Below are 22,353 nucleotides of genomic sequence, written 5' to 3'. Positions count from 1 at the left end.
GGACCCTGACCACCGCAATCGCCCGCCCCGCTGCGCGAGATGAAAGCTCCGCGCGCCGGGCGATTGCTCAACCTGCGCCAACCGGCGTAAACACTAACCGGGCTCCGGTCGTGGCTGGATGAAAGTTCAGTGGCAGGTCAGGGCGACAAGCCGAAGCGGTCGAAGTTCAAGCGCTATCCTATCGGCTTCTTCCACATCGACATTGCCGAGGTGCAGACTGCTGAAGGAAAGCTCTGCCTGTTCGTCGGCATCGACCGCACAAGCAAGTTTGCCGTAACCCAGTTGGTCGAGAAGGCAGACAGGAAGACTGCATGGGAGTTAGTACAGCACATGCTCGAAGCGGTGCCCTATCAGGTCCACACCGTCCTCACTGATCGAGCCATCGGAACGCCATCGGTCCGAGTGACAATGGCGAGGGGCATCCAATTCGCAGAGCAGCCCCGAAACCGAAATACTGCCTACTCCAGGCCCATGCGCTTCGAAATGACTGCGAAGCCAACGGCATTGAGCATCGCCTCACGAAGCCCAACCATCCTTGGACCAACGGCCAAGTTGAACGGATGAACCGAACGATCAAGGAGGCCACCGTCAGGCTTTTCCAATACGATAGCCACGACCAGCTCTGCACCCACCTCCCGGACTTCATCGCTGCCTGCAATTTCGCTCGCCGGCTCAAGACGCTCAGCGGTCTCACACCTTACGAATACGTCTGCAAGGTCTAGACTTCAGAGCCGGACAGATTCATCCAAAACCAGATCCACCAAATGCCGGGACTGAACACCTAGGGACGAGGTCACACGGGCGCAAATGCCTGTTAGTTCGAAAGGATTCTGGACGGTGAGACGTCCGGAATGTCAGCAGATGCCAGTCTTGCCCGAGCAAGATGCCAAGTTGGACCGGATAGGTTCCAATCTTCGGCAAACATCATATTCAGGAAGACTTGGCTGGGGTGGTAGGATTCGAACCTACGGTACGCGGTACCAAAAACCGTTGCCTTACCACTTGGCTACACCCCAACCGTGGCGCGCTACTTACTGCGCCGGTTCGGGAGGATCAAGACCTTCTTCCCGAAAAAATCACTCCATTTTCCGAAGCGGTGCGGGCGGGCCCGCAATGTCCGTGTCGTAGAAGCGGAACTGCGCCCTGCCCGCACGCTTGGAGGCATAGAGCGCCGTGTCTGCGCGGTCCATGATGTCCGACGGCTGCAGCCCCTCGCCCTCGGAAATCGCGATCCCGATGCTGGCCGAGATTCGGCACTCTGCCGTGCCCCAGGGAATGGGCCGTTCGATCCGTTCGATCATGCGGCCGGCGATCTCCGCGATGCGCGGCATCCGCGTCAGGTTGGCGAAGACGATTACGAATTCGTCGCCGCCGACCCGCGCCACCGTGTCGTCCTTGCGCGATTCCTCCAGCATGATCCGCGCCGCGTGGCGCAGTATGTGATCCCCCGCAGCGTGACCGTGGGTGTCGTTCACCGCCTTGAAGAAATCGAGGTCGAGGTGCATCAGCGCGTAGGCCCGCCCCTGCCGCGCGATCCGGTCCAGCACGGTGTCCAGCGCGCGCCGGTTGCGCAGGCCGGTCAGCGTGTCGGTGAAGGCGCGCTCCTCCGCGGCGACCATCGCCCCCTGCAGCCGGGTGTTGAGGCTGCGCGAGGCGTCCATGGCGGCGGACTTCGCCTCCACCAGATACAGCATCTCGATGGCCAGGTCGGTCGGCGCGAAATCGGTGCTGGTCAGGGCGTAATCGCGCACCGCGTCGACCACCGCGATGCCGAACGACAGGTTGACCACCGCGCCGCCGTCGCCGGTGCCCACCACAAGCCCCTTCAGCGCGGTGCGCACACCGTCGCGCAGGCGGAGGTGCAGCTTGCGGCCCTGGGCCGCGCGCAGGCCCGCCATGTCGGTCACCGCGCGCGGTCGGTAGACCTCGAACACCTCGAGGAACCGGGCGTTCTCCAGCCGCCGCCGGCTGAGCTTGTGGAGCGTCGGACCGGCCTGCACGATGTGCCCCGTGGGCGACAGGACGGCGTGCATCGGGCAGAGCGCGTGCAGGACCTCTTCGGGCAGGGATGTCACGCCGCCCCTCCCTGCGTGCCGCCTGCGGCGAGGTCGAAGGAGCGGCCTGCGGAGAAGGCGGTTTCGACCAGCGTGATCTCCACCTCCTGCCCGCCTGCGCCCGGGCGTTCCGCATCCATGAGCACAAGCGCGCCGTAGTCGTCGGCCATGGCGCGCAGCACGCCCACCATGACGAAGCCGAAGCCGGGCAGCCCCTCTCCGACCGCGAGGCGGAAGGTGTTCTGCCCCACGTCGCGCAGTTCGAGATCCGGCAGAACGAGGTCGGCCACCGCCAGCCGCGCCCGGTCCGGCAGGTCGTCGAGGGAATGCAGGAACTCGATGTAGTCGACCCCGCCGAAACGCAGCAGGCGGCGCAGCCCCTCGCTGTTGGGATGGGAGACGAGGTAGGTGCCCACGTCCTCAAGGAAGAGGTCGCTGCTCTTGCCCAGCCGGGTTTCCGTGGCGGCGATGATCGCGTCGAAGGTTTCCGGCGGATAGTTCAGCATCGCCTCGAAATCGCCGGCCTCGAACTGGGCATGGGCGGTGATCGCCTCCCACGCGGACTGCCCGTAGGTGTCCTGCACAAAGACCTGGAATGTTCTCAGGATGAGACCATGCATGACCGCTGCTCCGTTTTCGGCGGCACCATGCGGGAAGGACGCTTAACACGCGCATAACATCTGCAATTGTGCCGAGTTTCGGAGCGGAGGCGGCCCGCGGAAACCCCTGATCCGTGCACCCTGGCAGAGGCGGAAACAGGTATTTCAGCCAAGGTGAAGGAGCGGGTCGCGCGCCCCGGTCAGACCGGGGGCGCCGTGGTGTCGGGGCCGCCCTCCCGGGCCGGCCCGGGGCAGCGGGGATGGCGTCAGAAATCGGTCGGCGCGCCGCCCTCTTCCTTGCGTTTCGCGACGAAGGCGGCCAGCTCCTCGGCCACGGCGTCTTCCATCGGGGGGGCCTCGAACTCGTCGATGATGCGCTTGAAGACCGCGTGGGCGCGTTCCGCCGTCCACACGGCGCCCGCGGCCTCCCAGGCCTCGTAGTTTTTCCAGTCCGACAGGAACGGCTGGTAGAAGGCGGTCTCGTAGCGGTCCTGCGTGTGCTGCACCCCGAAGAAGTGCCCGTTCGGGCCGACCTCGCGGATGGTCTCCAGCGCGAGCGACTCGTCGGAGCAGTCCCAGACCTCCGGCTCCATGTAGCGCTGGATCTGGCCCAGCACCTCGCAGTCCATGACGAACTTCTCGGGCGAGGCGATCAGCCCGCCCTCCAGCCAGCCCGCCGCGTGGTAGACCATGTGCGTTCCGGACTGGACCGCCGCCCAGAGCGAATGCTCCGTCTCCCACATCGCCTGCCCGTCGGGCACGTTGGCGGCGCAGACGCCGGAGGAGCGCAACGGCAGCCCGTAGTAGCGCGCCATCTGGCCGGTCATCTGGGTGGCGCGCATGTACTCCGGCGTGCCGAATGCGGGGGCGCCGGTCTTCATGTCGACGTTGGAGGTGAAGGTGCCGATCACGCAGGGCACGCCGGGCCGGATGACCTGCGCCAGCACCACCGCCGCCAGCCCCTCTGCCAGCGACTGCGCGACGGCGCCCGCCATCGTCACCGGCGCCATGGCGCCTGCCAGCGTGAAGGGCGTGACGATCAGCCCCTGCCCGCGCCGCGCCATGCGCATCCAGCCGTCCATCATCGGGTAGTCGTGCTTCAGCGGCGAGGTGGAGTTGATGTTGGTGTACATCCGCGGGCTGGCGTCGAATGCCTCATGGCTCAGCCCGCCCGCGATGCGCACCATCTCCATCACGTCCTCCACCCGCTCCGCCCCCAGCGAATAGGCGTGCACCACCTTGTCGCAGAGCGTCAGCTTGTCGTGCAGCACGTCGAGGTGGCGCACCGAGGGGTGGATGTCGCAGGGCTCCACCGGGTAGCCGCCGGCGAAGTGGATGCAGTTGAAGTACTGCGTGAGCTTCAGCAGGTTGCGGCACTGTTCGCGCGTGCCCGAGACCTTCCGCCCGAGTTCCAGATCCCAGTAGTTGGGCGGCGACGAGACGTTGCCGAAGAGGATCGCGTCGCCGCCGATGGGCAGGGCGCGCGCCGGGTTGCGCGGGGTCATGGTGAAGGTGGCGGGCGCCTTGCCGACCATCTCCATCACCATGTCGCGGCCCATGCGGACGTTCTCTCCGTCGACCGTGCAGCCCGCGTCGCCGAGGATCTTCACCGCGTCGGGATGCAGGAACTCGATCCCGATCTCTTCGAGGATGCGCATGGTGGCGTTGTGCAGGCGGATCACCGATTCCGGGCTGAGCGGTTCGGTCGGGCGGTCGGCATTGCGCGGGATCCGCCACGGGCCCTGGGCCACGGCCGCGGCCCCACGGCGGGAATTCCCGGCCCGGCCTCCGTGGCGGCGGCGTTTCGGCGCGGAGTCTTCCGGCATGATGGCTCTCTCCCTGGGATCCGGTGGGCAGCGACACCCCCATCACACAGCGAACCCGCGCCCTCTGCCTGCCGAAAGACGACTCATGTGGTCGTTTTTGCCGGGCGGCCTGCCGTGATCACCTGCGGCCGGGGCGCCTGTCGAGCCAGCCCGGCAGGTGGCCGATGTCCGGCAGCACCGCCTCGGCGTGGGGGCCAAGCACCTCCGGCCCGGCCATGCCGGTCAGCACGCCGACACAGACCATGCCCGCGGCGCGCCCGGCCAGAAGGTCGTGCGTGCTGTCGCCGACCATCGCCACGCGTTCAGGCGCGACGCCCACACGCTCGGCGAAGGCCAGCAGCGGATCGGGCGAGGGCTTGGCCCCCCAGCCGCTGTCGGCACCCGCGACGAAATCGAACTGCCCGAGGATGCCGACCTCTGCCAGATGCGCGCGCGCCACCGATTCCGTGTCGTTGGTCATCACGCCCAGCATCATGCCCCGCGCCGCAAGCTCTGCCAGAAGCGGCACCAGCGGCACCGCCTCCACCAGCGGCGCGCGGCCCGCTTCCTCGACGATGATCCGTTCCAGCTCTGCCGCGTCCTGCGGCAGGACCCAGGCCAGGAGCGTCGCGATCTCGCGGTTGGTGCCTGCGATGGCGGGACTGTCGGGCAGGAAGCGCCCAGCCTCGAGGTCGAACCGCAGCACGTCGGCGGCCCGCGCCGCGCGCGCCGCGTCACCGTCGGACAGCCGCGCGATCAGCCGCGCCGCAAAGACGTCCCACGTCGCAGAGAAATCGAAAAGCGTTCCGTCCTTGTCGAACAGGACGGCGTCGACGCTCAGGTCCAATGCCACTCTCCTCCGCCCGGAAGGGCCGCGCGGGCCTGCGCGACCACCGTGTAGGGCAATCCCGCCGATTCGCAGAACGCCATGACCCAGGCGTCGTCCATCATCACGAAGTCGAGCACCGCGGCCTGAAAGACCGGGTCGCCCAGGCCATTGCGGAAGTCCACCTCAGACGCACCCGAAGCGCCCAGAAACACCGGCAATAGTTCATCGTTGCCTGCCAGCCATGCCATTGCCTGCAAACTGACCGTCTCGGCACTTTCCTGCGTAAAGCTCAATTCCCACGCCACCTTGAAAGGGTTTCTTAACCAAATTTCACCAAATCTGAAGGGGCCGAGAAGTTCAAGCATGCGCCATCACTCACGGTGCGAGACACGAGGTAGCTGGACACAGATGACAGGCCGGATCCTGGTGGTCGATGCGGTGCCGACCAACCGCATCATACTGCGCGTCAAACTGTCTGCGGCCTATTACGAGGTCGTGCAGGCCGCCTCCGGCGAGGCGGCCCTTGCGATGCTGCGCAAGGCCGATCCGGACGTCGTCATCGCGGCCTCCGACCTGCCCGACATGTCTGGGCGCACGCTTTGTGCCGCGATCCGGCACAGGTGTGCCTCCCGCCCCGGTCCCGCCGTCCCGGTCATCATCGTGCACCCCGCGGGCCAGGCGGACGAACGGCTGGCCTCGCTCGCCGCGGGGGCCGACGACGTGCTGTCGCGGCCGATCGACGACATCGTGATGCTGGCGCGGCTGCGCTCTCTCCTGCGCGCCCGCGACGCGGAGGCGGAGTTGCAGTTGCGCGACGACACCCGCCGCGCGCTGGGTCTGGCCGAACAGGCCGCCGACTTCACCACGCCCGGGCAGGTGCGGATCATCGCCGACCGGCCCGGCGATTCCGTGCGCGCCCGGATCGAGGCGCTGCGCCGCCGCTCCGACGACCACATCGAACTGGTCGATCCCGACAACGCCATGCGCGAGAACCCGCGCCACCCCGACGTGGTCGTCCTGCTGGAGACGGAGCATTCCGCAGGCGATGTGCTGTCGCTCCTGCCGCAACTGCGGTCCAACCGCAGCACGCGCCGGTCCGCGCTGGTCTACGTGGCCCTCCCCGATCAGCGGAGGGAGGCGGCCTCCTCCCTCGACATGGGCGCCAGCGACCTGATGTCCGACGGGCTGGAAGTGGACGAACTGGCGATCCGGCTGAAAAAGCAGATCGCCCGCAAACGTCTGGGCGACAGGCTCCGGGCGAACATGCGCGACGGGCTGCGCGCCGCCGTCACCGACCCGCTGACCGGGCTCTACAACCGGCGCTACGCCCTGCCCCACGTCTCGCGGCTGGCCGACCGGGCTGAACGGTCGCGCAGGCCCTACGCGCTGCTCCTGGCGGATCTCGACTACTTCAAGCAGGTGAACGACGACTACGGCCATGCGGCGGGCGACGCGGTGCTGGTGACGCTCGCGCAGCGGCTGACCGACAACCTGCGCGCCGCCGACCTGATCGCCCGCTGGGGTGGGGAGGAATTCCTCGTCGCGATGCCCGACACCGACCGCACGGCGGCCCGCCTGACCGCCGGACGGCTGTGCAGCCTGATGGCGAAGAACCCGATCCGCCTGCCCGATGGCCGCCGGATCACCGTCACGCTGTCCATCGGCGTGGCCATAGGTGTCTCGCGCAGCGCAGAGACACCGGCAGACCTGATCTCCAGCGCCGATGCCGCGCTTTACGCCGCGAAGAACGGCGGCCGAAACACGGTGGTCATGGCCGACACGGTCCTCGCGCTGCCGTTGCCGAAGGTCGTCCCGGCCCTGCCGCCCGCGCCGAAGCCGAACCCGCGGCTCGCGCCCCCCGAACCGCTGCGCGGCCAGGACACCGGCACAGACGGGGCGACGATCCCGCCATGGGGCCTGCCGCACCTCTGAGCGAAGGCGGACCGCCCGCAGCGGCAAAACCCTTTCAGACAATGCCGGAAAGAAAAACGCGCCGGAAACCCCGGCGCGCGCATCCCGTTCCTAGTCCTGAGGCGGGCCGTCATTGCGGCGGTGCCCTTCGAAATGCCGCGCGCGCCGTTCCTGGAACCGCGCCAGCGTCTCTTCGAGGCGGTCGGCATAGGCGCCGCGTTCCTCCGGGCTCATCTCCGCGACATAGGCGCTCAGCACCTCCTGCCCGCGCTTGCGGAAACCGGCGCTGCGTTCCGCCTGCGCGGTCATCAGCGCCTCCAGCGCCGCGGGGTCGTATGGCTCGGCGCGCAGCACATCCAGCGCCTGCCGGTAATCGGCGAACACGTCGCGGCGCACGCTCCGCGCCTCCTTGCGGTCGTTCACGAAGGCGTCGCGCAGCGCCTGCCGCACCTCGTCGCGCTGATCCTCGTCCAGCGCCCGGGTGTAGGGCAGCGCCGGGTCCCCGCCATCGGGCCGTCCCGGCGGTGGCGGGGGGCCGTTCCACAGGAAGGCCACCACCACACCGGCGACCACGAGGTTGGCCGCCAGTGACAGGAAAAGCATGATCCGCAGCACGCGGTTGCCTTGCGATCCGGCCATGCCGCTCATCCCTCCAACATCGCCAGTTCGAACCCCGAAAGCGGGTCGACACCCACTTCCCCGAGGTTCGTGCTGTCCCCCCAGTACGCGTCCAGCGTCGCGGGCGGGTTCACCCCGATCCAGATGCCCGCCGCGCAGGCCGCAGCCAGCCCGGTCATCCCGGCCCAGCCGCCCAGCGCGCTGCGGACCTGCATCCAGAACCCCGGCGACGGCGCGCGCGCCGCGGGAACCGGCATTTCGGCCAGCGCATCGGCGGTCAGCCGCGCCATGAAATCACCGTCGGGCACCGGCGCTTCGGCCCGTGCCGCCTCGAAGAAGACCGAGAGGTCGTCCGCGGCCCCCGGCATCGTGTCGTCCCTTGGATCAGTCATCGCCGTCGTACCCCAGTTCTGTCCTGCGCCCGGCCAGAAGCGCCTCCAAAGTCCGTTTTCCCCGTGCCGTCAGACTTTCCACGGCGCGTGTCCCGATGTCCATGATCTGCGCGATCTCGGGATTTCCCAGCCCCTCGATATGCCGCAGGATCACCGCCTGGCGCTGCCGCTCGGGAAGCTCGTCGAGCGCGGCCTGCAGGGCCTCGGCCCGGGCCGCCTGCTGCATGTGCTGGACGGCCGAGGGCCGGTCGTCCTCGGGCTCCGGTATGTCGTCGAGCGCCGGACCCGCGCGGCTCTTCCGCCGCATCCGGTCGATGCAGAGGTTCGCCGTCACCCGGTAAAGCCAGGTCGAAACCTTGGCTTCTCCCGACCGCCAGTCGGCCGCGGCGCGCCACAGGCGCAGAAGCGCCTCCTGCGTCACGTCCTCGGCCTCTGCCCGGTCGCCGCCCAGCATCCGGTAGGCATGGGCCAGCACACGGGGCGCCAGACGCGCCGTCAGCGCGCGCGCCGCAGCGGCGTCGCCCGCGGCATAGGCCGCGAGAAGCTCCTCCTCGGCACAGTCGCTCATGGCGTCATATGGCATCCCGGTTCCGTACCCATCTGCGCTAACCCCAACCGTGTCACCACGCAATGCCCCCGGGCCAAAAGGCCGGCCCGGGGGGCGCACTCATCAACTCAGCGGTCGTGACGCCAGGGGAAACGGCCCTGGCCGGGTTCTCCGCGTTCGCCACGTTCGCCGCGCGGGCCATGGCCGCGGTCGGCATGCCGCTCGCGCATCTTCGTCTTCGCCGCCGCGATCTCTTCCTGGCTCAGCGCGCCGTCACCGTCGGTGTCCAGCCGCTCCAGCATCCGGTCGAACATGTCCGCCGGGGCCTGGCGCTGCGCCTCCTCGAGGCTCAGCATGCCGTCGCCGTCATAGTCCAGCCGGTCGATCATCGCCTGGCTGCGCTCGGTCATCCGCTCCACGCGGCGCGCCTCGCGCTGGGCCTCGGCCCGGGCGACCATCTCGTCGGCACTCAGCATGCCGTCGCCATTGGTGTCGGCGTCGGCAAAGCGCTTCTCGGCGGCGGCCTTCATCTCGTCCTCGGTGATCTTGCCGTCGCCATCGGCATCCGCCGCTGCGAACATCTCTTCCGGGAAGAAGCCGTGCGGACCCATACCGCCGTGCGCCCCATCCGGGCCGCGCCCGAAGTCACGGGCCTGCGCCGCACCGGCGGTGGTCAGCACCGCCACAAGCGCCGCGGTCATCCAGAGGGTCGAAGTCGTCCTGGTCATTGTCGTAGTCTCCATGGTTTCTGTCGAACCTGTCCCGAGCGCCGTTCACCGGCGTCTCTGCAGGGTTCCACGGACGCGGCCGCGCTTTCCGTCGGCCCGCCGCACGAAAAACGCGCAGAACCCCATCACTCCGGCGTGAGCGCAAACGGTCCGAATGTGACACGCCGCCGCAAGGACGTTTCGCCCCCTTTCATAAGCCGTACCTTGCGCGCATCTTTCGCGCTCGAGGAGGGACGGGTTTTCATGCGGCACTCAGGCAACATCACAGCAGACACGCCGATCTGGCCGACGCTCTGGCGGGGCTGGCGCAGGCGCTGTCCGAAATGCGGCTCCGGACCGCTCCTGTCCGGCTACCTCAAGGTGCGCGACACCTGCCCGGTCTGCCGGCAGGAACTGTACCACCACCGGGCCGACGACGGGCCGGCCTACCTGACGATCCTCATCGTCGGGCACATCATGGCACCGCTGCTCCTGATCGTGTTCGAGGCATGGCGCCCCGATCCGCTCGTGCTCTTCACGATCTTTGCAGTTGGCTGCGTTGCGCTTTCCCTCTACCTTCTGCCCCGATTGAAAGGGGCGATCGTGGCCTTCCAGTGGGCCCGGGGGATGCACGGTTTCGCGCGCCCCGGCTGACCGCCCGGAGGAGACGCCATGACGACAACCGCCCCGCCCGCCGACCAGATCCCCGACAAGACCGCCCTGCGCGACGCGGCCACCGTGATCGTGCTGCGCGACCGCCGGACCCGGCCCCGGGTGCTGATGGGCCAGCGCGGCGCGAAGGCCGCCTTCATGCCCAACAAGTTCGTCTTCCCCGGCGGGGCCGTGGACAGGGGCGACGCGATGATCAACCTCGCCCGCCCGCTCTCCTCGCTCTGCGCCGCGCGGCTGGAAGAGGACTCCGCCCCCGGCATGTCCCGTGCGCTGGCCGCTGCCGCGGTGCGCGAGCTCTGGGAAGAAACCGGCCAGATCCTCGGCACGCCCGCGCCCTGGCCCGGCGCCGTGCCTCCCGACTGGCTCAGCTTCGCGGGCACCGGGCACCGGCCCTCTGCCGAGGGGCTGCAGTTCGTGTTCCGCGCGATCACCCCGCCGGGACGCCCGCGCCGCTTCGACGCGCGCTTCTTCCTGCTGGACGCAGAGGCGCTGATGTCCGACCCCGACGACTTCTCCAACGCCACGGACGAGCTGTCGCACCTGCAGTGGATCGCCGTGGACGAGATCCGCGATTACGACATGCCCTTCATCACCGAGGTCGTGCTGGCCGAGATCGCGGCGCGCGCCACCGACGACACCCCGCCGGATTCCGTGCCGTTCTTTCGCAACGACGACGAGGAAAGCCTGTTCCTCCGGCTGCGCGGAGCGCCCATGCGCGACTGATCCAACCCGAGCGCCCATGCGCGACTGATGGAAGCGGAGCGCCCATGCGCGACTGATCCAACCCGAGCGCCCATGCGCGGCTGATCCGGACGGCGCGGGGCGCCTGCTGCCCCCGCCTCAGACCAGCCCCATCCACACGGCGAACCACGCCGCGCCCAGCGCGACCAGCGCAAGGTTCAGCACCATCGCCGCCGTCCAGCGCACCCGCCGCCTCATCCGGCGGTCCCGCAGCACCGGGCCGTTGAGGAACCGCGTGACGCGCCGCTCGGCCTCGGCCATGGCGCGCGTGTCGATCTGGCGGGCGATCTTCGGATGTCCCGCGCCCTTCCGCGCCGCCACCAAAGCCATAAGATCGCGGCGCACATCCTCAGGCAGGGCACCGCGGGCACGCTTCACCCGCAAGGCCAGCGGTCCGCGCTTAAGCCCCATCCTGCGCGCCAGAAGCCGCTCGACCCGCGCCACGCGGCGCGCCATGTCCCGTTCCACCTGCATGCACGGACACTACCCGCCGCCGCATTTCCGCCTCAATTGCAGACCCGTGACCACAGCGTTCCCGGTCCGTCGACAATTGCTCTGGCCCTCGTCCCGGCCGCGTCCTATCTAGGCGGCATGTTGAACACGCTGACATACGGGACGCCGCAGGGCACGCCGCTGGTGATCGTGCACGGGCTGTTCGGATCGGGCCGCAACTGGGGCGTGATCGCCCGGCGGCTGGCCGAGGAACACTTCGTCCTCACCCCCGACATGCGCAACCACGGCGACAGCCCGCAATCGGACAGCCACGGCTACCCCGACCTCGCCGCCGACCTGGCCGAACTGATCGACGCCCACGGCGGCCGCGCGCATGTGGTGGGCCATTCCATGGGCGGGAAGGCGGCGATGACGCTGGCGCTGATGCACCCGGAAAAGGTCGCCTCGCTCCTCGTGGCCGACATCGCGCCGGTCGCCTACGGCCACAGCCAGCAGCAGTTCATCGACGCCATGCGCGAGGTCGACCTCGCACAGGTGGAGCGCCGCTCGGACGCCGTGGCGCAGCTGGCGGAACACGTCGAGGACAAGGCGCTGCAAAGCTTCTTCACCCAATCGCTCGACGTGAAGGCGAAGAAATGGAAGTACAACCTCGACGCGCTCGAGGCGGAGATGGCGAAGATCCTCGGCTTCCCGGAGATCGACGGGGAATACACCGGCCCGACGCTGTTCCTGTCCGGCGGACAGTCGGATTACGTGCTGCCCGAGCACCGCGACACCATCCGCCGCCTGTTCCCAAAGGCGCGCTTTGCCAAGATGCCGCAAGCGGGCCACTGGCTGCACGCCGACGACCCGCGCGGGTTCGAGGCCTCCGTCCGGGCCTTCCTCTCCGCCGTGTCCTGACGCGGGCGCGGAGAATCTCCGCGCCACGGGACCGTCGTTCCGGCGGCACCGGAAGGCATCGACCCCCTGTCCCGGTGGCGGCACGGTTTCCCGGCGGCCCACCGAAGCATCGGCGACGCCCGCAACCCCCTGTCCGCAGAACGCTATATTCGGGAAATCCGAATATGCGGGATGACGTTCGCAAATGAGCGCGCGGCCCTCTGGACAGGGCGCACAGGTGCGACAACCTGTACGCCATGCGCAGGTCCCTAGCCGTCCAGTATCTTCAGATCGCCTTCGAGCCAGGGCAGCTTTGCCCAGGCCGGACCGATGACCATGTCGCTGACCAGCATCCGCATGGTGCGCGCCACGTCGCGCGGCACCTCGTCGGTCCAGTCCGACCCGGCATAAAGCGAGATCGTCCGCGCAAAGGGGCTGAACGGCAGCGGATGCACCTCCATCCGGTCGTGCATCCGCCCCGCCCGCATGTACTGGAGCGAGGTCGTCAGGGCCCAGCCCACGCCGCGCGCCACCAGCGTCATCAGCGACAGGTGGGCGCCGATCTCGAAGCGTTCGGGAAAGGTCAGCTTCTGCCGGGCCAGATGCGCCTCGATCTGCCGTCCGACCACCTGCGCCCGGTCGTAGCGCAGAAGCGGCGCGCCGTCCATCAGCGCCTCGATGCTGCCCGCCGCCTGCACGGCACCGCGCGCGCAGACAAAGATATAGGGATCGCGCACCAGCGGGTATTCGACCACGCCGGGCATGACCTCGCCGCTCGACGCGGCGATGGCAAGGTGCAGGCGGCGGGCGCGGATCTCCTCCGAGATCTCGTGGCTCGGCGCGGTGATCAGCTTGAACCGGCAGCGCGTCATGCTCTCCGCCAGCATCGTCACCAGCCGCGGCGTCAGGTCGTTGTCGAAATCGTCGATCACCCCGAGGTTCAGCACCGCCAGATGCGCGAGATCCATCACCGTCAGCTCGCTCTGCGCCAGCCGCAACTCTCGCAAGACCGCCTTCGCCCGGCTGAGGAAGGCCCGGCCCGCGGGCGTCAGCATCATCGGCCGGCGGCCATGGTCGACAAGCTCCACGCCCAGCGCCGTCTCGAGGTTGCGCATCTGCTGGCTGACCGCGGGCTGGCTCAGCCCGGTCAGTTCCGCGGTGCGCGCGACCGATCCGCTCTCGGCCAGCGCCTCGAACACCTCGAGCCCGCGCAGGGTCACACCCTTGGTCAGCATCGGCGCCTCCTGAGCATCCGCATATTCGAAAAACACGAATATGCACCTTCATCAACAATTCTGTCATCCCGCCCGTCAAGGACCCTTCGATGCCCCGAATGATCAAATCCGCCCCCGGCCTGCCCCCTGCCGCAACGCGCGACACCCGCGACACCGTCGGGATCATGCTCGCCCGGCTGCGCACCGGCGGTGACGACGCGGCGCGCGACTACGCCCGGCGCCTCGACGGCTGGACCGGCCCGATCGTCAACCCGCGCGCCGCCATCGAGGCCGCCGCCGCACGGGTGCCGCCCGAGCTGAAGGAGGCGCTGGCCTACGCCCATGCCAACATCACCGCCTTCGCACAGGCGCAGCGCGCATCGCTCCACGACTTCGAGACCGAGCTGCGCCCCGGCCTGATCGCCGGGCAACGCTCGATCCCCGTCTCGGCGGCGGGCTGCTACGTGCCGGGCGGGCGGTATGCGCATATCGCCTCCGCCCTGATGACCATCGCCACCGCGAAGGCCGCGGGCGTGCCGCATGTGACCGCCGTGGCCCCGCCACGCGACGCCCACGGCATCGACGCCGCCACGCTCTACGCCATGAACCTCGCCGGGGCCGACACGATCCTGACGCTGGGCGGGGTGCAGGGCATCGCCGCCATGGCCTTCGGCCTCTTCGGCACGCCCGCCGCCGCGATCCTCGCCGGGCCGGGCAACGCCTACGTGGCGGAGGCCAAGCGCCAGCTCTTCGGTCCGACCGGCATCGACACCCTCGCAGGCCCCACCGACCTGATGATCCTCGCCGACGCCACGGCCGACCCGGGCCTCGTGGCGCTCGACCTCGCCGGTCAGGCGGAACACGGGCCGACCTCGCCCTGCTGGCTGATCACCGATCATGAACCGCTGGCCCGGCGCGTGCGCGACCTGATGCCGGACACCTGCGCCCGCCTCGGCGGCACCAACGCCGACACGGCCCGCGCCGCCTGGGACGCCATGGGCGAGATCATCCTCTGCGACAGCCGCGAGGAGATGGCCGAGGAAGCCGACCGCACCGCCCCCGAACACCTGCACCTGCACACCACCGCACTCGACTGGTGGCAGGGGCGGCTCACCGCCTACGGCTCGCTCTTCCTCGGGGCCGAAACGACGGTGGCCTTCGGCGACAAGGCCTCCGGCCCGAACCACGTGCTGCCCACCTCCGGCGCGGCGCGCTACACCGGCGGGCTCTCTGTCCACAAGTTCCTCAAGACGGTGACATGGCAGCGCGCCACCGAGACGGCGCTGCCCGCCCTCGCCCGTGCCACCAGCGTGATCTCCCGCGCCGAAGGCATGACCGGCCACGCGCTCTCGGCCGAGGCGCGCCTGACCGCCGTTCCCCCGACCACCGCCCTCCGGGCCTGACGAAAGACCGCACCATGAACCTCACCCGTTTCCCGCGCCTCCGCCTCGCCCATCTGCCCACGCCGCTGGAACCCATGCCAAGGCTCTCGGCGCTGCTGGGCGGGCCGGAACTCTGGATCAAGCGTGACGACTGCACCGGCCTCTCCACCGGCGGCAACAAGACCCGCAAGCTGGAATTCCTGATGGCGGAGGCGGTGCAGGAAGGCGCCGAGATGGTGATGACCCAGGGCGCGACGCAGTCGAACCACGCCCGCCAGACGGCGGCTGCTGCGGCCCGGCTGGGCCTCGGCTGCCACCTCCTGCTGGAGGACCGCACCGGCTACACCCACGAGAACTACCGCCACAACGGCAACGTCCTCCTCGACGTGCTGCACGGCGCCAGCATCGAACACCACCCGGCGGGCGGCGACATGAACGCCGAGATGGAGAAGGTGGCCGAAAACCGCCGCGCCGGCGGCGCAAAGGTCTACACCATCCCCGGCGGCGGCTCGAACCCCACCGGCGCGCTGGGCTACGTGAACTGCGCGCTCGAACTCCTCGCGCAGGTGACGGAGGCGCACCTTGCCGTCGACCACATCGTGCACGCCACGGGCTCTGCCGGGACGCAGGCCGGGCTGGTCACCGGGCTGAAGGCGCTGAACGCGGGCATCCCGGTGCTGGGCATCGGCGTGCGCGCCCCGCAGGACACGCAGGAAAGCAACGTCTACAAGCTCGCCTGCGCCACCGCAGAGAAGCTGGGCTGCGCAGGCGTGGTCGGCCGCGAGGACGTGGTGGCGAACTGCGACTACATCGGCGACGGCTACGGACTGCCCGCCGAAAGCACGCTGGAGGCCATCGACATCTTCGCGAAGACCGAAGGGATCCTGCTCGACCCGGTCTATTCCGCCAAGGGCGCGGCGGGCCTGATCGACCTGATCCGCAAGGGCCACTTCAAGGCAGGCGAACGCGTGGTCTTCCTGCACACCGGCGGCGCCATCGGCCTGACCGGCTACACCCATTGCTTCGAGAAGGCAGCGCGCGCATGACCCACCCGGCGGCCCCGATGATTTTTCTCGAAAAATCATCCAGCACCAAGACTTTTCGTCGAAAAGTCTTCCCCCGCCCGGCATGACGACGGTCGGCATCCTCGGCGGCATGGGGCCGCAGGCGACGATCCTTCTGATGCAGAAGGTGCTCGACGCGGTCCCGGCCCGGGACGACGCCGATCATGTGCCGCTGATCGTCCACCAGAACCCCGCCGTCCCCTCGCGCATCGCCGCGCTGATCGAAGGCACCGGCCCCTCGCCCCTGCCCGCACTGCAGGCCATGGCGCGCGACCTGCAGGCCGCCGGGGCGGACGCCCTGGCCATGCCCTGCAACACCGCCCATGCCTATGCCGACGGCATCCGCGCCGCCTGCACCCTGCCCTTCCTCGACATGCTCTCGGAGACCGCGAAGGCGCTGGAGGGCAAGGGCCGGATCGGCATCCTCGCCTCCCCCGCGACCCGGCTGACCGGGATCTTCGACAGCTACCTGCGCCAGCCCTACGTGGCGCCCGAGGACGACGGCCCGGTGCTGGAGATGATCCGCGCGGTCAAGGGCGGCGCCCCGGCCACGGACATCGCCCCGGCGCTGACAAGGGCCGCACGGCAGCTTCTGCCGCGCGCCGACCACATCCTGATCGCCTGCACGGAACTCTCCCTGGCGGCACGGCTGCTGCCGGACGACGTGGCCTGGACGGACAGCCTCGACTGCCTCGTGACGCGGATCGTGGAGGTCGCCCGCCCCCGTCCGGAGCAGGTTTCGCCGCGCTGACGCGCGCCGACCCGCGCGCGCCCGCAGCGCGCGCGGAAGGTGTCAAATGTCCGGATATATCGGGGTTTCGGACAGCCTGCGGCACGGCGCGGGCTATCACGCCCGGTCTCGCCACCGCACCCCGGCCATCACGCCGAGGCGAAGCGCGGCCAGCCTCCGACGCGAAGGCCCGCGCGCACAGGCACCGTCCAACGCCACCGCCCGGCCAAAAGCCGGGCCGGGACCAGCTTCAGAGGCCGGTGCAGGTCTGCTCTGCCCGTTCCGCGAAGACCTTGTAGCGCTTCCAGAATTCTTCGTGATGCGGGTTGTCCGACTGGCGGATTTCCTGCGCGCGGTGCGGGTCGGAAAAGAAGCTGGCAGCCATGCTCTGGTCGCCGCCCCTGAGATCGCGGTCGGCCACCGCCTGCACGCAGCCGCACAGCTGCACGTTGGCGGCCTTGCGTCCAGAGGACATGCACGCCCGCGCCACCTGCCCCGCGGCGAAGGCCGGGGCCACCGTGGTGTTGTAGCCCTTGTTCCGGTTGTCGCTCCGGCCGCCGCCACATGCGGCCAGCGTCAGGCACAGCATCGTGCCCAGCAAGATCCTTGTCATTCCACCTGTCCTAACGGCCGGGTGTGGCTGTGCCATCTCTCCCGGGACTGCTCTGACGCCTATCATGCGTCAGATGCGCCGCGGTTTCAAGAATCCGCGATCTCCTGCAGGTGGTGAAATGCACCGTCGAGGTACGGTTCGTAGCGCCGCCACGACCGGGAACTGCCGGTATAGACCCGCCGTCGCACCTGCGCGGTGGAGGCGGTCTGCACCGCCCGCCGGTTCAGGTCGGGGCGCAGGCAGGCGGCGTCCCACGCCAGCCCGAGGTCCGCGATCAGCGCGCGCGTCTCCGCCTCCGGCGCCTTGACCAGCGCCTCGTAGTCCAGCCGCCGGATGCGCCCGGGCCAGCGCGCGCCCCAGAAGGCCATCAGGTCGCGGTAGAGCCCGTGGTAGGCCGCCACGTCGTCCGGATCGTTGGCATAGCCCAGGCCCTCCGATACGAAGTAATGCGCGAGGTTGGACCAGCACACGGCCTCCGGCCGGCGGGTGACATGGACGATCCGCGCCTCCGGCAGGGCGGCGGCGATCAGGCCGATGTAGCGGAAGTTGTGGGGCATCTTGTCGGTGACGAAGCGCCGCCCCTCCGCCCGCAGGGCCACGCTCTGCAGGTAACTCTCGCGGAAGGCCGCCAGCGCCGCCGCGTCCGGCGCCGCCGCGCCCGACAGGAAGGGCTGCGCCAGCGCGTTTACCACGCCCAACTCGCCCGCGCCCGTCACCTCCGGATGGGCAGAGACGATCTGTTCCGCAAGCGTCGTCCCCGACCGGGGCATCCCGAGGATGAAGACCGGCACCACCGCGCCCGCCTCCGCCTCCAGCGGGTCGAGGCCGCCGAAGACCTCGCGCAGCCGTGCGAACAGCGCCCGGTCCTGCGCGATCCCGTAGCCCTGCCGGGCCTTGCGCAGGGCGTTGGCCTCCGACAGGCAGCGCCAGGCCTGCGCCTCCTTGCCCAGCCGGTCATAGGCGGTGAAGAGCGCCGCGCAGATCCGCATCCGTTCGGGCGGCGGGGTCAGCGGGTCGTCGGCAATCGCCCGCATCTGCCTGATCTGCGCATCCTCCGCCGTCCAGGTCTTGGCCGCCGCGAGGTTCCTGTGCGCCTCAGCGAACCGCGGCGCCGCCCGGACCGCCTTGCGGAAGGCGGTGCGCGCCGCCTTCGCCTGCCCCTGCGCCTGCAACGCCACCCCGAGGTTGTTCATCGCCGCCGCGTTGTCCGGTTCCTGCCGCAGCACCTGCTCGCAGAGCGCCTGCACCTCCGCCATCTCGCCGCGGTAAAGCAGCACCGCCGCCAGTTCCACCATGGCCCGCGCCGCCTCGGGCGCAAGCGCCAGCGCGCCCCGCGCCCGCACCTCCGCCTCGTCGATACGCTCGACCGCGCGCAGCGCGACGGAGTGGTTGGACAGCGCCTCCGACAGGTCGGGCCTGAGCGCCGCCGCCTGCCCCAGCGCCTTCTCCGCCTCCGCGAACAGGCCCAGCGCCAGCAGCACGCCGCCGTAGATCTGCCAGAGCACGTAAGACGCCGGAAAGGCCTGCAACAGCTTGCCCGTCTCCTCCGCGACCACGACGCTCTGCCCCGCGCCGTGCAGGGCGACAAGCTGATCGAGGATCTCCTGCGGCGGATCGCCGGCGATGGGAAAAGACTGCTGCATGACGCCTCCTTTCCCCCTGCCTAAAGCAGATGCGTAAAGACGGGCTTACCGGGGAATGGGACGGCGATTTTGCAACCTCTTTCAGGAAGCCTTATTTGCCCGCTTCGAAAGGGGAACAACCTTGGACTGTGAGTGGTTGGCGTATGTAGCCCATGTCGGCGCGTACTCGTCAGATTGATTGCCCCAAACAGTCCAGCCGGCACGAGGACCCCGCGCGAACAACTCCAGCCGCTCGACAAAACTGCACCGCTCGATCAAATCATATTGTTCATCCGGCTTTCGGCTGTGCTCCCGTTCGCACTCAGAAATGCGGTCCAGATAGCCACATGTGGGAAAAGCGCTCACCTTTCGTGGAGAAGTATTCGCTTCCTGTAACGCCCACCGCCCAAGAAATCTAAGACGCCATTGTCCCGCAGAATCTGCAACTGCTGTCTTATTTTCGGACGAATGTTGTTGTTATCTGGATAAGCAGATTTAAGATGTTCCTCGAATTTATAAACGTCGGCAATTGAAAATTCATCCGCACCAATACGCTCCAAGCAGTTCATCACTTCCAAAAGCCAACCTCGCCCCTTTACTGCGCGGCGTTCAAGGAAACGCAAACTGCACCACTCTTCCAAAATCACTGAGCGGTCCAATACCTTGCCGTCTTTTACAACCGGTATTCGTCCGGATAGTGGAATTTTTTCTAGCAATATATTAGAACCGATCCATCCAGCGCGTCGAGCTGAAGCAGACAATGGCTTGCGCGCCTCGACAACCTCTGGAACGAAAAAGAACTTCGGTATTACACTTAGGTTCAGCACAACGCGGTCAAGCTTGTCGTACTGAAGCAATATCAGATTTGGCGCATTGTTGGATGACAATCGATCAATTTTCGTACTATACGCGCCGTCGGCCACTTTTCGACCAAACGCCTTGCTCTGGCTCTTAAGCTCAAAATCATCTCCGCATTCAACGCAGAAGAAGTCTGCAACTGGCCTGTTCGCTGGATACTGTGAGAGATTCGAGCACCCACAATTTGGGCAAAACATATTAGCCGACGTCCAATCTTCCGTGTCGATGCGAGCCGTTTGACTCGCACTCTTAAAGTGCGCCGCTGGCTCACTAAATCCCGTCTTCAAGCGTCACCCATTATGTATGTTGGATATTGCGGCCACTGAAACTAAATCTTTTGAAACATCTGTTACCTCTACGTACATTGGGCGGTCATGCGCATCGTCATGTGAAACTAATACAACAAAATCTCCGCACTCAAGCTTTTCGATGATGACGCTCAAATTTTCGCTGCTCACAGGGGAAATGTCAGAACATTCACACTCTGGGCAATAATCATCGCTCATGGCAGACCAAGCGTCTTCCCATACACAACTGCATTCAGGACATACGTACCGGTTCAGATACCAAGCCATAAATTCTCCTGACGTTGACAGCCATTCCTAGATACCTGCCCAGTTGCTGCCGAAAGTAACTTTGATGCAATCAGTTCATCAAGGCTACAAGGCACGAGATCGCTTCGCGTTGCTGTGCACCCGTAGTGATTGCCTCCGAAGGCCATGCCGCACGAACTCGCCGCCACCTGCGCAGTCCGTGCACCCTCTCTGCTTGCGTTTCCCCAAGATCCAAGCCATATGCACCCATCAAACCCAAGCCCTTCCCCGAAGGACTCGAGCGCCCGCATGAGCACCCCCCAGAACCTGATCCGCAACTTCTCTATCGTCGCCCACATCGACCACGGGAAATCCACCCTGGCCGACCGGCTGATCCAGCTGACCGGCACCGTGGCCGAGCGGGACATGAAGGAGCAGATGCTCGACGCGATGGACATCGAGCGCGAGCGCGGCATCACCATCAAGGCGAACACCGTCCGCATCGACTATCCGGCGAAGGACGGCAACACCTACGTGCTGAACCTGATCGACACCCCCGGACACGTGGACTTTGCCTACGAGGTCAGCCGCTCGATGCGCGCCTGCGAGGGCTCGCTGCTGGTGGTCGACGCCTCCCAGGGGGTCGAGGCGCAGACGCTCGCCAACGTCTACACCGCCATCGAGGCGGATCACGAGATCGTGCCGGTCCTGAACAAGGTCGACCTGCCCGCCGCCGAACCCGCCCGCGTGGCCGAGCAGATCGAGGACGTGATCGGCATCGACGCCTCGAACGCCTGCCTGATCTCCGCCAAGACCGGCGTCGGCATCCCCGAGGTGCTGGAGGCCATCGTCACCCGCCTGCCCGCCCCGCCGGAAAAGGACCCCGACGCGCCGCTGAAGGCCATGCTGATCGACTCCTGGTACGACCCCTACCTCGGCGTCGTCGTGCTGATCCGCGTGATGGAGGGCACGATCCGCAAGGGCGACAACATCCGCATGATGAAGACCGGCGGCCGCTACGGCGTCGACAAGCTGGGCGTCTTCCGCCCCGCCATGCAGGACGTCAAGGAACTGGGCCCCGGCGAGATCGGCTTCTTCACCGGCTCCATCAAGCAGGTCCGCGACACCCGCGTGGGCGACACCATCACCACCGAGAAGAAGGGCGCGGAGACCCCGCTCCCGGGCTTCAAGCCGTCGATCCCCGTGGTCTTCTGCGGCCTCTTCCCCGTGGACGCCAACGACTTCGAGGACATGCGCGACGCGATCGAGAAGCTCGCCCTGAACGACGCCTCCTTCACCTACGAGATGGAGACTTCCGCCGCCCTGGGCTTCGGCTTCCGCTGCGGGTTCCTGGGCCTCCTGCACCTCGAGGTGATCCGCGACCGGCTCGAACGCGAGTACGACATCGACCTGATCACCACCGCGCCCAGCGTGATCTACCACCTCTACATGAAGGACGGGGAGAAGGTCGACCTCCACAACCCCGCCGACATGCCCGACATGACAAAGGTCGACCACATCGAGGAGCCGCGCATCAAGGCGACCATCCTCGTGCCCGACGACTACCTGGGCGACGTGCTGAAGCTCTGCCAGGACCGCCGCGGCATCCAGCTCGACCTGACCTATGCCGGGCAGCGCGCGATGGTGGTCTACGACCTGCCCCTGAACGAGGTCGTCTTCGACTTCTACGACCGGCTGAAATCGGTGACCAAGGGCTACGCCTCCTTTGACTACCAGCTCGTGGGCTACCGCGAGGACAACCTCGTCAAGATGCAGATCCTCGTCAACGACGAGCCGGTCGATGCGCTGTCCATGATGGTCCACCGCGACCGGGCCGAGATGCGCGGCCGCGCCATGTGCGAAAAGCTCAAGGACCTGATCCCGCGCCACATGTTCAAGATCCCGATCCAGGCGGCCATCGGCGGCAAGGTCATCGCGCGCGAGACGCTTTCCGCCCTCCGCAAGGACGTAACCGCCAAGTGCTACGGCGGCGACGCCACCCGGAAGAAGAAACTTCTGGAAAAGCAGAAGGCCGGCAAGAAGAAGATGCGCCAGTTCGGCAAGGTCGAGATCCCACAGGAAGCGTTTATTTCGGCGCTCAAGATGGACAGCTGAGGCTGTCCATCCACC

23 protein-coding genes, 1 tRNA gene and 2 pseudogenes are annotated in these 22,353 nt (G+C 67.7%); 9 read left to right on the top strand and 17 right to left on the bottom strand.

Annotation, left to right across the window (positions count from 1 at the left end; all coding sequences use genetic code 11):
• Positions 1 to 141: 141 nt before the first annotated feature.
• Positions 142 to 785, top strand: a pseudogene (locus tag ACU0DV_RS06380) (integrase core domain-containing protein); the annotation flags it as partial.
• 156 nt (positions 786 to 941) lie between these two features.
• On the opposite strand, the gene ACU0DV_RS06375 reads toward ACU0DV_RS06380, so the two are convergent.
• From ACU0DV_RS06375 to ACU0DV_RS06350, 6 genes are all read right to left on the bottom strand, one after another.
• Positions 942 to 1,016, bottom strand: a tRNA-Gln gene (locus tag ACU0DV_RS06375).
• A 60-nt stretch (positions 1,017 to 1,076) separates the two neighbouring features.
• On the bottom strand, positions 1,077 to 2,075 hold the full coding sequence (locus ACU0DV_RS06370; protein WP_446240844.1) for a diguanylate cyclase domain-containing protein: 999 nt from the start codon (positions 2,073 to 2,075) through the stop codon (positions 1,077 to 1,079).
• Positions 2,072 to 2,674: a heme NO-binding domain-containing protein gene (locus ACU0DV_RS06365; RefSeq protein WP_100929468.1), complete on the bottom strand. Its 603-nt coding sequence runs from the start codon at positions 2,672 to 2,674 to the stop codon at positions 2,072 to 2,074. The genes ACU0DV_RS06370 and ACU0DV_RS06365 overlap by 4 nt, the downstream gene beginning before the upstream one ends.
• A 245-nt stretch (positions 2,675 to 2,919) precedes the next feature.
• Positions 2,920 to 4,479 (bottom strand): trimethylamine methyltransferase family protein, encoded by a 1,560-nt coding sequence (locus tag ACU0DV_RS06360; RefSeq protein ID WP_446240845.1) that lies wholly within the window; start codon positions 4,477 to 4,479, stop codon positions 2,920 to 2,922.
• Between the two features lie 118 nt (positions 4,480 to 4,597).
• Positions 4,598 to 5,299: an HAD family hydrolase gene (locus tag ACU0DV_RS06355; protein WP_283983526.1), complete on the bottom strand. Its 702-nt coding sequence runs from the start codon at positions 5,297 to 5,299 to the stop codon at positions 4,598 to 4,600.
• Entirely contained in the window at positions 5,296 to 5,580 is a 285-nt protein-coding gene (locus ACU0DV_RS06350; RefSeq protein WP_100930981.1) for a DUF3572 domain-containing protein, read from the bottom strand. The genes ACU0DV_RS06355 and ACU0DV_RS06350 overlap by 4 nt, the downstream gene beginning before the upstream one ends.
• 115 nt (positions 5,581 to 5,695) lie before the next feature.
• Between ACU0DV_RS06350 and ACU0DV_RS06345 the strand changes: the two genes are divergently transcribed.
• Entirely contained in the window at positions 5,696 to 7,219 is a 1,524-nt protein-coding gene (locus tag ACU0DV_RS06345; RefSeq protein WP_100929466.1) for a diguanylate cyclase, read from the top strand.
• Between the two features lie 90 nt (positions 7,220 to 7,309).
• Here ACU0DV_RS06345 and ACU0DV_RS06340 read toward each other — a convergent pair whose 3' ends face one another.
• The 4 genes from ACU0DV_RS06340 to ACU0DV_RS06325 all read right to left on the bottom strand — a co-directional run bounded on the left by ACU0DV_RS06340 (position 7,310) and on the right by ACU0DV_RS06325 (position 9,483).
• On the bottom strand, positions 7,310 to 7,837 hold the full coding sequence (locus tag ACU0DV_RS06340) for a periplasmic heavy metal sensor (protein ID WP_446240846.1): 528 nt from the start codon (positions 7,835 to 7,837) through the stop codon (positions 7,310 to 7,312).
• Between the two features lie 5 nt (positions 7,838 to 7,842).
• Complete coding sequence (locus tag ACU0DV_RS06335; protein ID WP_254698135.1) at positions 7,843 to 8,208, bottom strand: hypothetical protein; 366 nt, start codon at positions 8,206 to 8,208, stop codon at positions 7,843 to 7,845.
• Positions 8,201 to 8,791, bottom strand: a complete 591-nt coding sequence (locus ACU0DV_RS06330; protein WP_100929463.1) for an RNA polymerase sigma factor — start codon at positions 8,789 to 8,791, stop codon at positions 8,201 to 8,203. The genes ACU0DV_RS06335 and ACU0DV_RS06330 overlap by 8 nt, the downstream gene beginning before the upstream one ends.
• Positions 8,792 to 8,883: 92 nt before the next feature.
• Positions 8,884 to 9,483, bottom strand: a complete 600-nt coding sequence (locus ACU0DV_RS06325; protein ID WP_446240847.1) for an EF-hand domain-containing protein — start codon at positions 9,481 to 9,483, stop codon at positions 8,884 to 8,886.
• 243 nt (positions 9,484 to 9,726) lie between these two features.
• Here ACU0DV_RS06325 and ACU0DV_RS06320 point away from each other — a divergent pair, with 243 nt between their 5' ends.
• Both ACU0DV_RS06320 and ACU0DV_RS06315 read left to right on the top strand, forming a co-directional pair.
• Entirely contained in the window at positions 9,727 to 10,116 is a 390-nt protein-coding gene (locus ACU0DV_RS06320) for a DUF983 domain-containing protein (protein WP_100929461.1), read from the top strand.
• Between the two features lie 18 nt (positions 10,117 to 10,134).
• Positions 10,135 to 10,857 (top strand): NUDIX hydrolase, encoded by a 723-nt coding sequence (locus tag ACU0DV_RS06315; RefSeq protein ID WP_100929460.1) that lies wholly within the window; start codon positions 10,135 to 10,137, stop codon positions 10,855 to 10,857.
• Positions 10,858 to 10,974: 117 nt separating this feature from the next.
• Here the strand turns inward: ACU0DV_RS06315 and ACU0DV_RS06310 are convergent, their stop codons facing one another.
• Positions 10,975 to 11,349: a hypothetical protein gene (locus ACU0DV_RS06310; protein WP_446240848.1), complete on the bottom strand. Its 375-nt coding sequence runs from the start codon at positions 11,347 to 11,349 to the stop codon at positions 10,975 to 10,977.
• Positions 11,350 to 11,466: 117 nt separating this feature from the next.
• On the opposite strand from ACU0DV_RS06310, the gene ACU0DV_RS06305 reads away from it, so the two are divergent.
• Complete coding sequence (locus ACU0DV_RS06305; RefSeq protein WP_446240849.1) at positions 11,467 to 12,228, top strand: alpha/beta fold hydrolase; 762 nt, start codon at positions 11,467 to 11,469, stop codon at positions 12,226 to 12,228.
• Between the two features lie 248 nt (positions 12,229 to 12,476).
• Here ACU0DV_RS06305 and ACU0DV_RS06300 read toward each other — a convergent pair whose 3' ends face one another.
• Positions 12,477 to 13,442, bottom strand: a complete 966-nt coding sequence (locus tag ACU0DV_RS06300; RefSeq protein WP_446240850.1) for a LysR family transcriptional regulator — start codon at positions 13,440 to 13,442, stop codon at positions 12,477 to 12,479.
• A gap of 98 nt (positions 13,443 to 13,540) precedes the next feature.
• Between ACU0DV_RS06300 and hisD the strand changes: the two genes are divergently transcribed.
• From hisD to ACU0DV_RS06285, 3 genes are all read left to right on the top strand, one after another.
• Positions 13,541 to 14,824 (top strand): histidinol dehydrogenase, encoded by a 1,284-nt coding sequence (gene hisD, locus ACU0DV_RS06295; RefSeq protein ID WP_446240934.1) that lies wholly within the window; start codon positions 13,541 to 13,543, stop codon positions 14,822 to 14,824.
• 14 nt (positions 14,825 to 14,838) lie between these two features.
• Complete coding sequence (locus ACU0DV_RS06290; protein WP_446240851.1) at positions 14,839 to 15,849, top strand: D-cysteine desulfhydrase; 1,011 nt, start codon at positions 14,839 to 14,841, stop codon at positions 15,847 to 15,849.
• 82 nt (positions 15,850 to 15,931) lie between these two features.
• Positions 15,932 to 16,618 carry an aspartate/glutamate racemase family protein gene (locus tag ACU0DV_RS06285; protein ID WP_446240852.1) on the top strand — a complete coding sequence of 229 codons (687 nt, stop codon included), beginning with the start codon at positions 15,932 to 15,934 and terminating at the stop codon, positions 16,616 to 16,618.
• 229 nt (positions 16,619 to 16,847) lie between these two features.
• Here the strand turns inward: ACU0DV_RS06285 and ACU0DV_RS06280 are convergent, their stop codons facing one another.
• From ACU0DV_RS06280 to ACU0DV_RS06260, 5 genes and pseudogenes are all read right to left on the bottom strand, one after another.
• Positions 16,848 to 17,210 carry an arginine transporter gene (locus ACU0DV_RS06280; RefSeq protein ID WP_100929454.1) on the bottom strand — a complete coding sequence of 121 codons (363 nt, stop codon included), beginning with the start codon at positions 17,208 to 17,210 and terminating at the stop codon, positions 16,848 to 16,850.
• An 86-nt stretch (positions 17,211 to 17,296) separates the two neighbouring features.
• Positions 17,297 to 18,853 (bottom strand): sulfotransferase, encoded by a 1,557-nt coding sequence (locus ACU0DV_RS06275; RefSeq protein ID WP_446240853.1) that lies wholly within the window; start codon positions 18,851 to 18,853, stop codon positions 17,297 to 17,299.
• Positions 18,854 to 18,934: 81 nt separating this feature from the next.
• Positions 18,935 to 19,150: pseudogene (locus tag ACU0DV_RS06270) on the bottom strand (MT-A70 family methyltransferase); the annotation flags it as partial.
• Between the two features lie 44 nt (positions 19,151 to 19,194).
• Positions 19,195 to 19,977: a DpnI domain-containing protein gene (locus ACU0DV_RS06265; RefSeq protein ID WP_446240854.1), complete on the bottom strand. Its 783-nt coding sequence runs from the start codon at positions 19,975 to 19,977 to the stop codon at positions 19,195 to 19,197.
• 3 nt (positions 19,978 to 19,980) lie between these two features.
• Positions 19,981 to 20,196: a hypothetical protein gene (locus tag ACU0DV_RS06260; protein ID WP_446240855.1), complete on the bottom strand. Its 216-nt coding sequence runs from the start codon at positions 20,194 to 20,196 to the stop codon at positions 19,981 to 19,983.
• A gap of 336 nt (positions 20,197 to 20,532) precedes the next feature.
• Here ACU0DV_RS06260 and lepA point away from each other — a divergent pair, with 336 nt between their 5' ends.
• The gene (gene lepA, locus ACU0DV_RS06255; RefSeq protein ID WP_100929450.1) at positions 20,533 to 22,338 is read left to right on the top strand and encodes a translation elongation factor 4; all 1,806 of its coding nucleotides are present in this window, start codon (positions 20,533 to 20,535) and stop codon (positions 22,336 to 22,338) included.
• Positions 22,339 to 22,353 lie beyond the last annotated feature (15 nt).

It is taken from the genome of Sagittula sp. (assembly GCF_052825245.1).
The sequence above is the reverse complement of the archived record's forward strand: the minus strand, read 5'-3'. Positions and strand labels throughout refer to the sequence as shown.

What these genes read in the sequence shown, in the direction of transcription:
- ACU0DV_RS06365 (WP_100929468.1), bottom strand. Translation starts at nt 2,674, where the DNA reads ATGCATGGTCTCATCCTGAGAACATTCCAGGTCTTTGTGCAGGACACC.
- ACU0DV_RS06360 (WP_446240845.1), bottom strand. Translation starts at nt 4,479, where the DNA reads ATGCCGGAAGACTCCGCGCCGAAACGCCGCCGCCACGGAGGCCGGGCC.
- ACU0DV_RS06345 (WP_100929466.1), top strand. Translation starts at nt 5,696, where the DNA reads ATGACAGGCCGGATCCTGGTGGTCGATGCGGTGCCGACCAACCGCATC.
- ACU0DV_RS06340 (WP_446240846.1), bottom strand. Translation starts at nt 7,837, where the DNA reads ATGGCCGGATCGCAAGGCAACCGCGTGCTGCGGATCATGCTTTTCCTG.
- ACU0DV_RS06335 (WP_254698135.1), bottom strand. Translation starts at nt 8,208, where the DNA reads ATGACTGATCCAAGGGACGACACGATGCCGGGGGCCGCGGACGACCTC.
- ACU0DV_RS06330 (WP_100929463.1), bottom strand. Translation starts at nt 8,791, where the DNA reads ATGCCATATGACGCCATGAGCGACTGTGCCGAGGAGGAGCTTCTCGCG.
- ACU0DV_RS06325 (WP_446240847.1), bottom strand. Translation starts at nt 9,483, where the DNA reads ATGACCAGGACGACTTCGACCCTCTGGATGACCGCGGCGCTTGTGGCG.
- ACU0DV_RS06320 (WP_100929461.1), top strand. Translation starts at nt 9,727, where the DNA reads ATGCGGCACTCAGGCAACATCACAGCAGACACGCCGATCTGGCCGACG.
- ACU0DV_RS06315 (WP_100929460.1), top strand. Translation starts at nt 10,135, where the DNA reads ATGACGACAACCGCCCCGCCCGCCGACCAGATCCCCGACAAGACCGCC.
- ACU0DV_RS06310 (WP_446240848.1), bottom strand. Translation starts at nt 11,349, where the DNA reads ATGCAGGTGGAACGGGACATGGCGCGCCGCGTGGCGCGGGTCGAGCGG.
- ACU0DV_RS06305 (WP_446240849.1), top strand. Translation starts at nt 11,467, where the DNA reads ATGTTGAACACGCTGACATACGGGACGCCGCAGGGCACGCCGCTGGTG.
- ACU0DV_RS06300 (WP_446240850.1), bottom strand. Translation starts at nt 13,442, where the DNA reads ATGCTGACCAAGGGTGTGACCCTGCGCGGGCTCGAGGTGTTCGAGGCG.
- hisD (WP_446240934.1), top strand. Translation starts at nt 13,541, where the DNA reads ATGATCAAATCCGCCCCCGGCCTGCCCCCTGCCGCAACGCGCGACACC.
- ACU0DV_RS06290 (WP_446240851.1), top strand. Translation starts at nt 14,839, where the DNA reads ATGAACCTCACCCGTTTCCCGCGCCTCCGCCTCGCCCATCTGCCCACG.
- ACU0DV_RS06285 (WP_446240852.1), top strand. Translation starts at nt 15,932, where the DNA reads ATGACGACGGTCGGCATCCTCGGCGGCATGGGGCCGCAGGCGACGATC.
- ACU0DV_RS06280 (WP_100929454.1), bottom strand. Translation starts at nt 17,210, where the DNA reads ATGACAAGGATCTTGCTGGGCACGATGCTGTGCCTGACGCTGGCCGCA.
- ACU0DV_RS06275 (WP_446240853.1), bottom strand. Translation starts at nt 18,853, where the DNA reads ATGCAGCAGTCTTTTCCCATCGCCGGCGATCCGCCGCAGGAGATCCTC.
- ACU0DV_RS06260 (WP_446240855.1), bottom strand. Translation starts at nt 20,196, where the DNA reads ATGAGCGATGATTATTGCCCAGAGTGTGAATGTTCTGACATTTCCCCT.
- lepA (WP_100929450.1), top strand. Translation starts at nt 20,533, where the DNA reads ATGAGCACCCCCCAGAACCTGATCCGCAACTTCTCTATCGTCGCCCAC.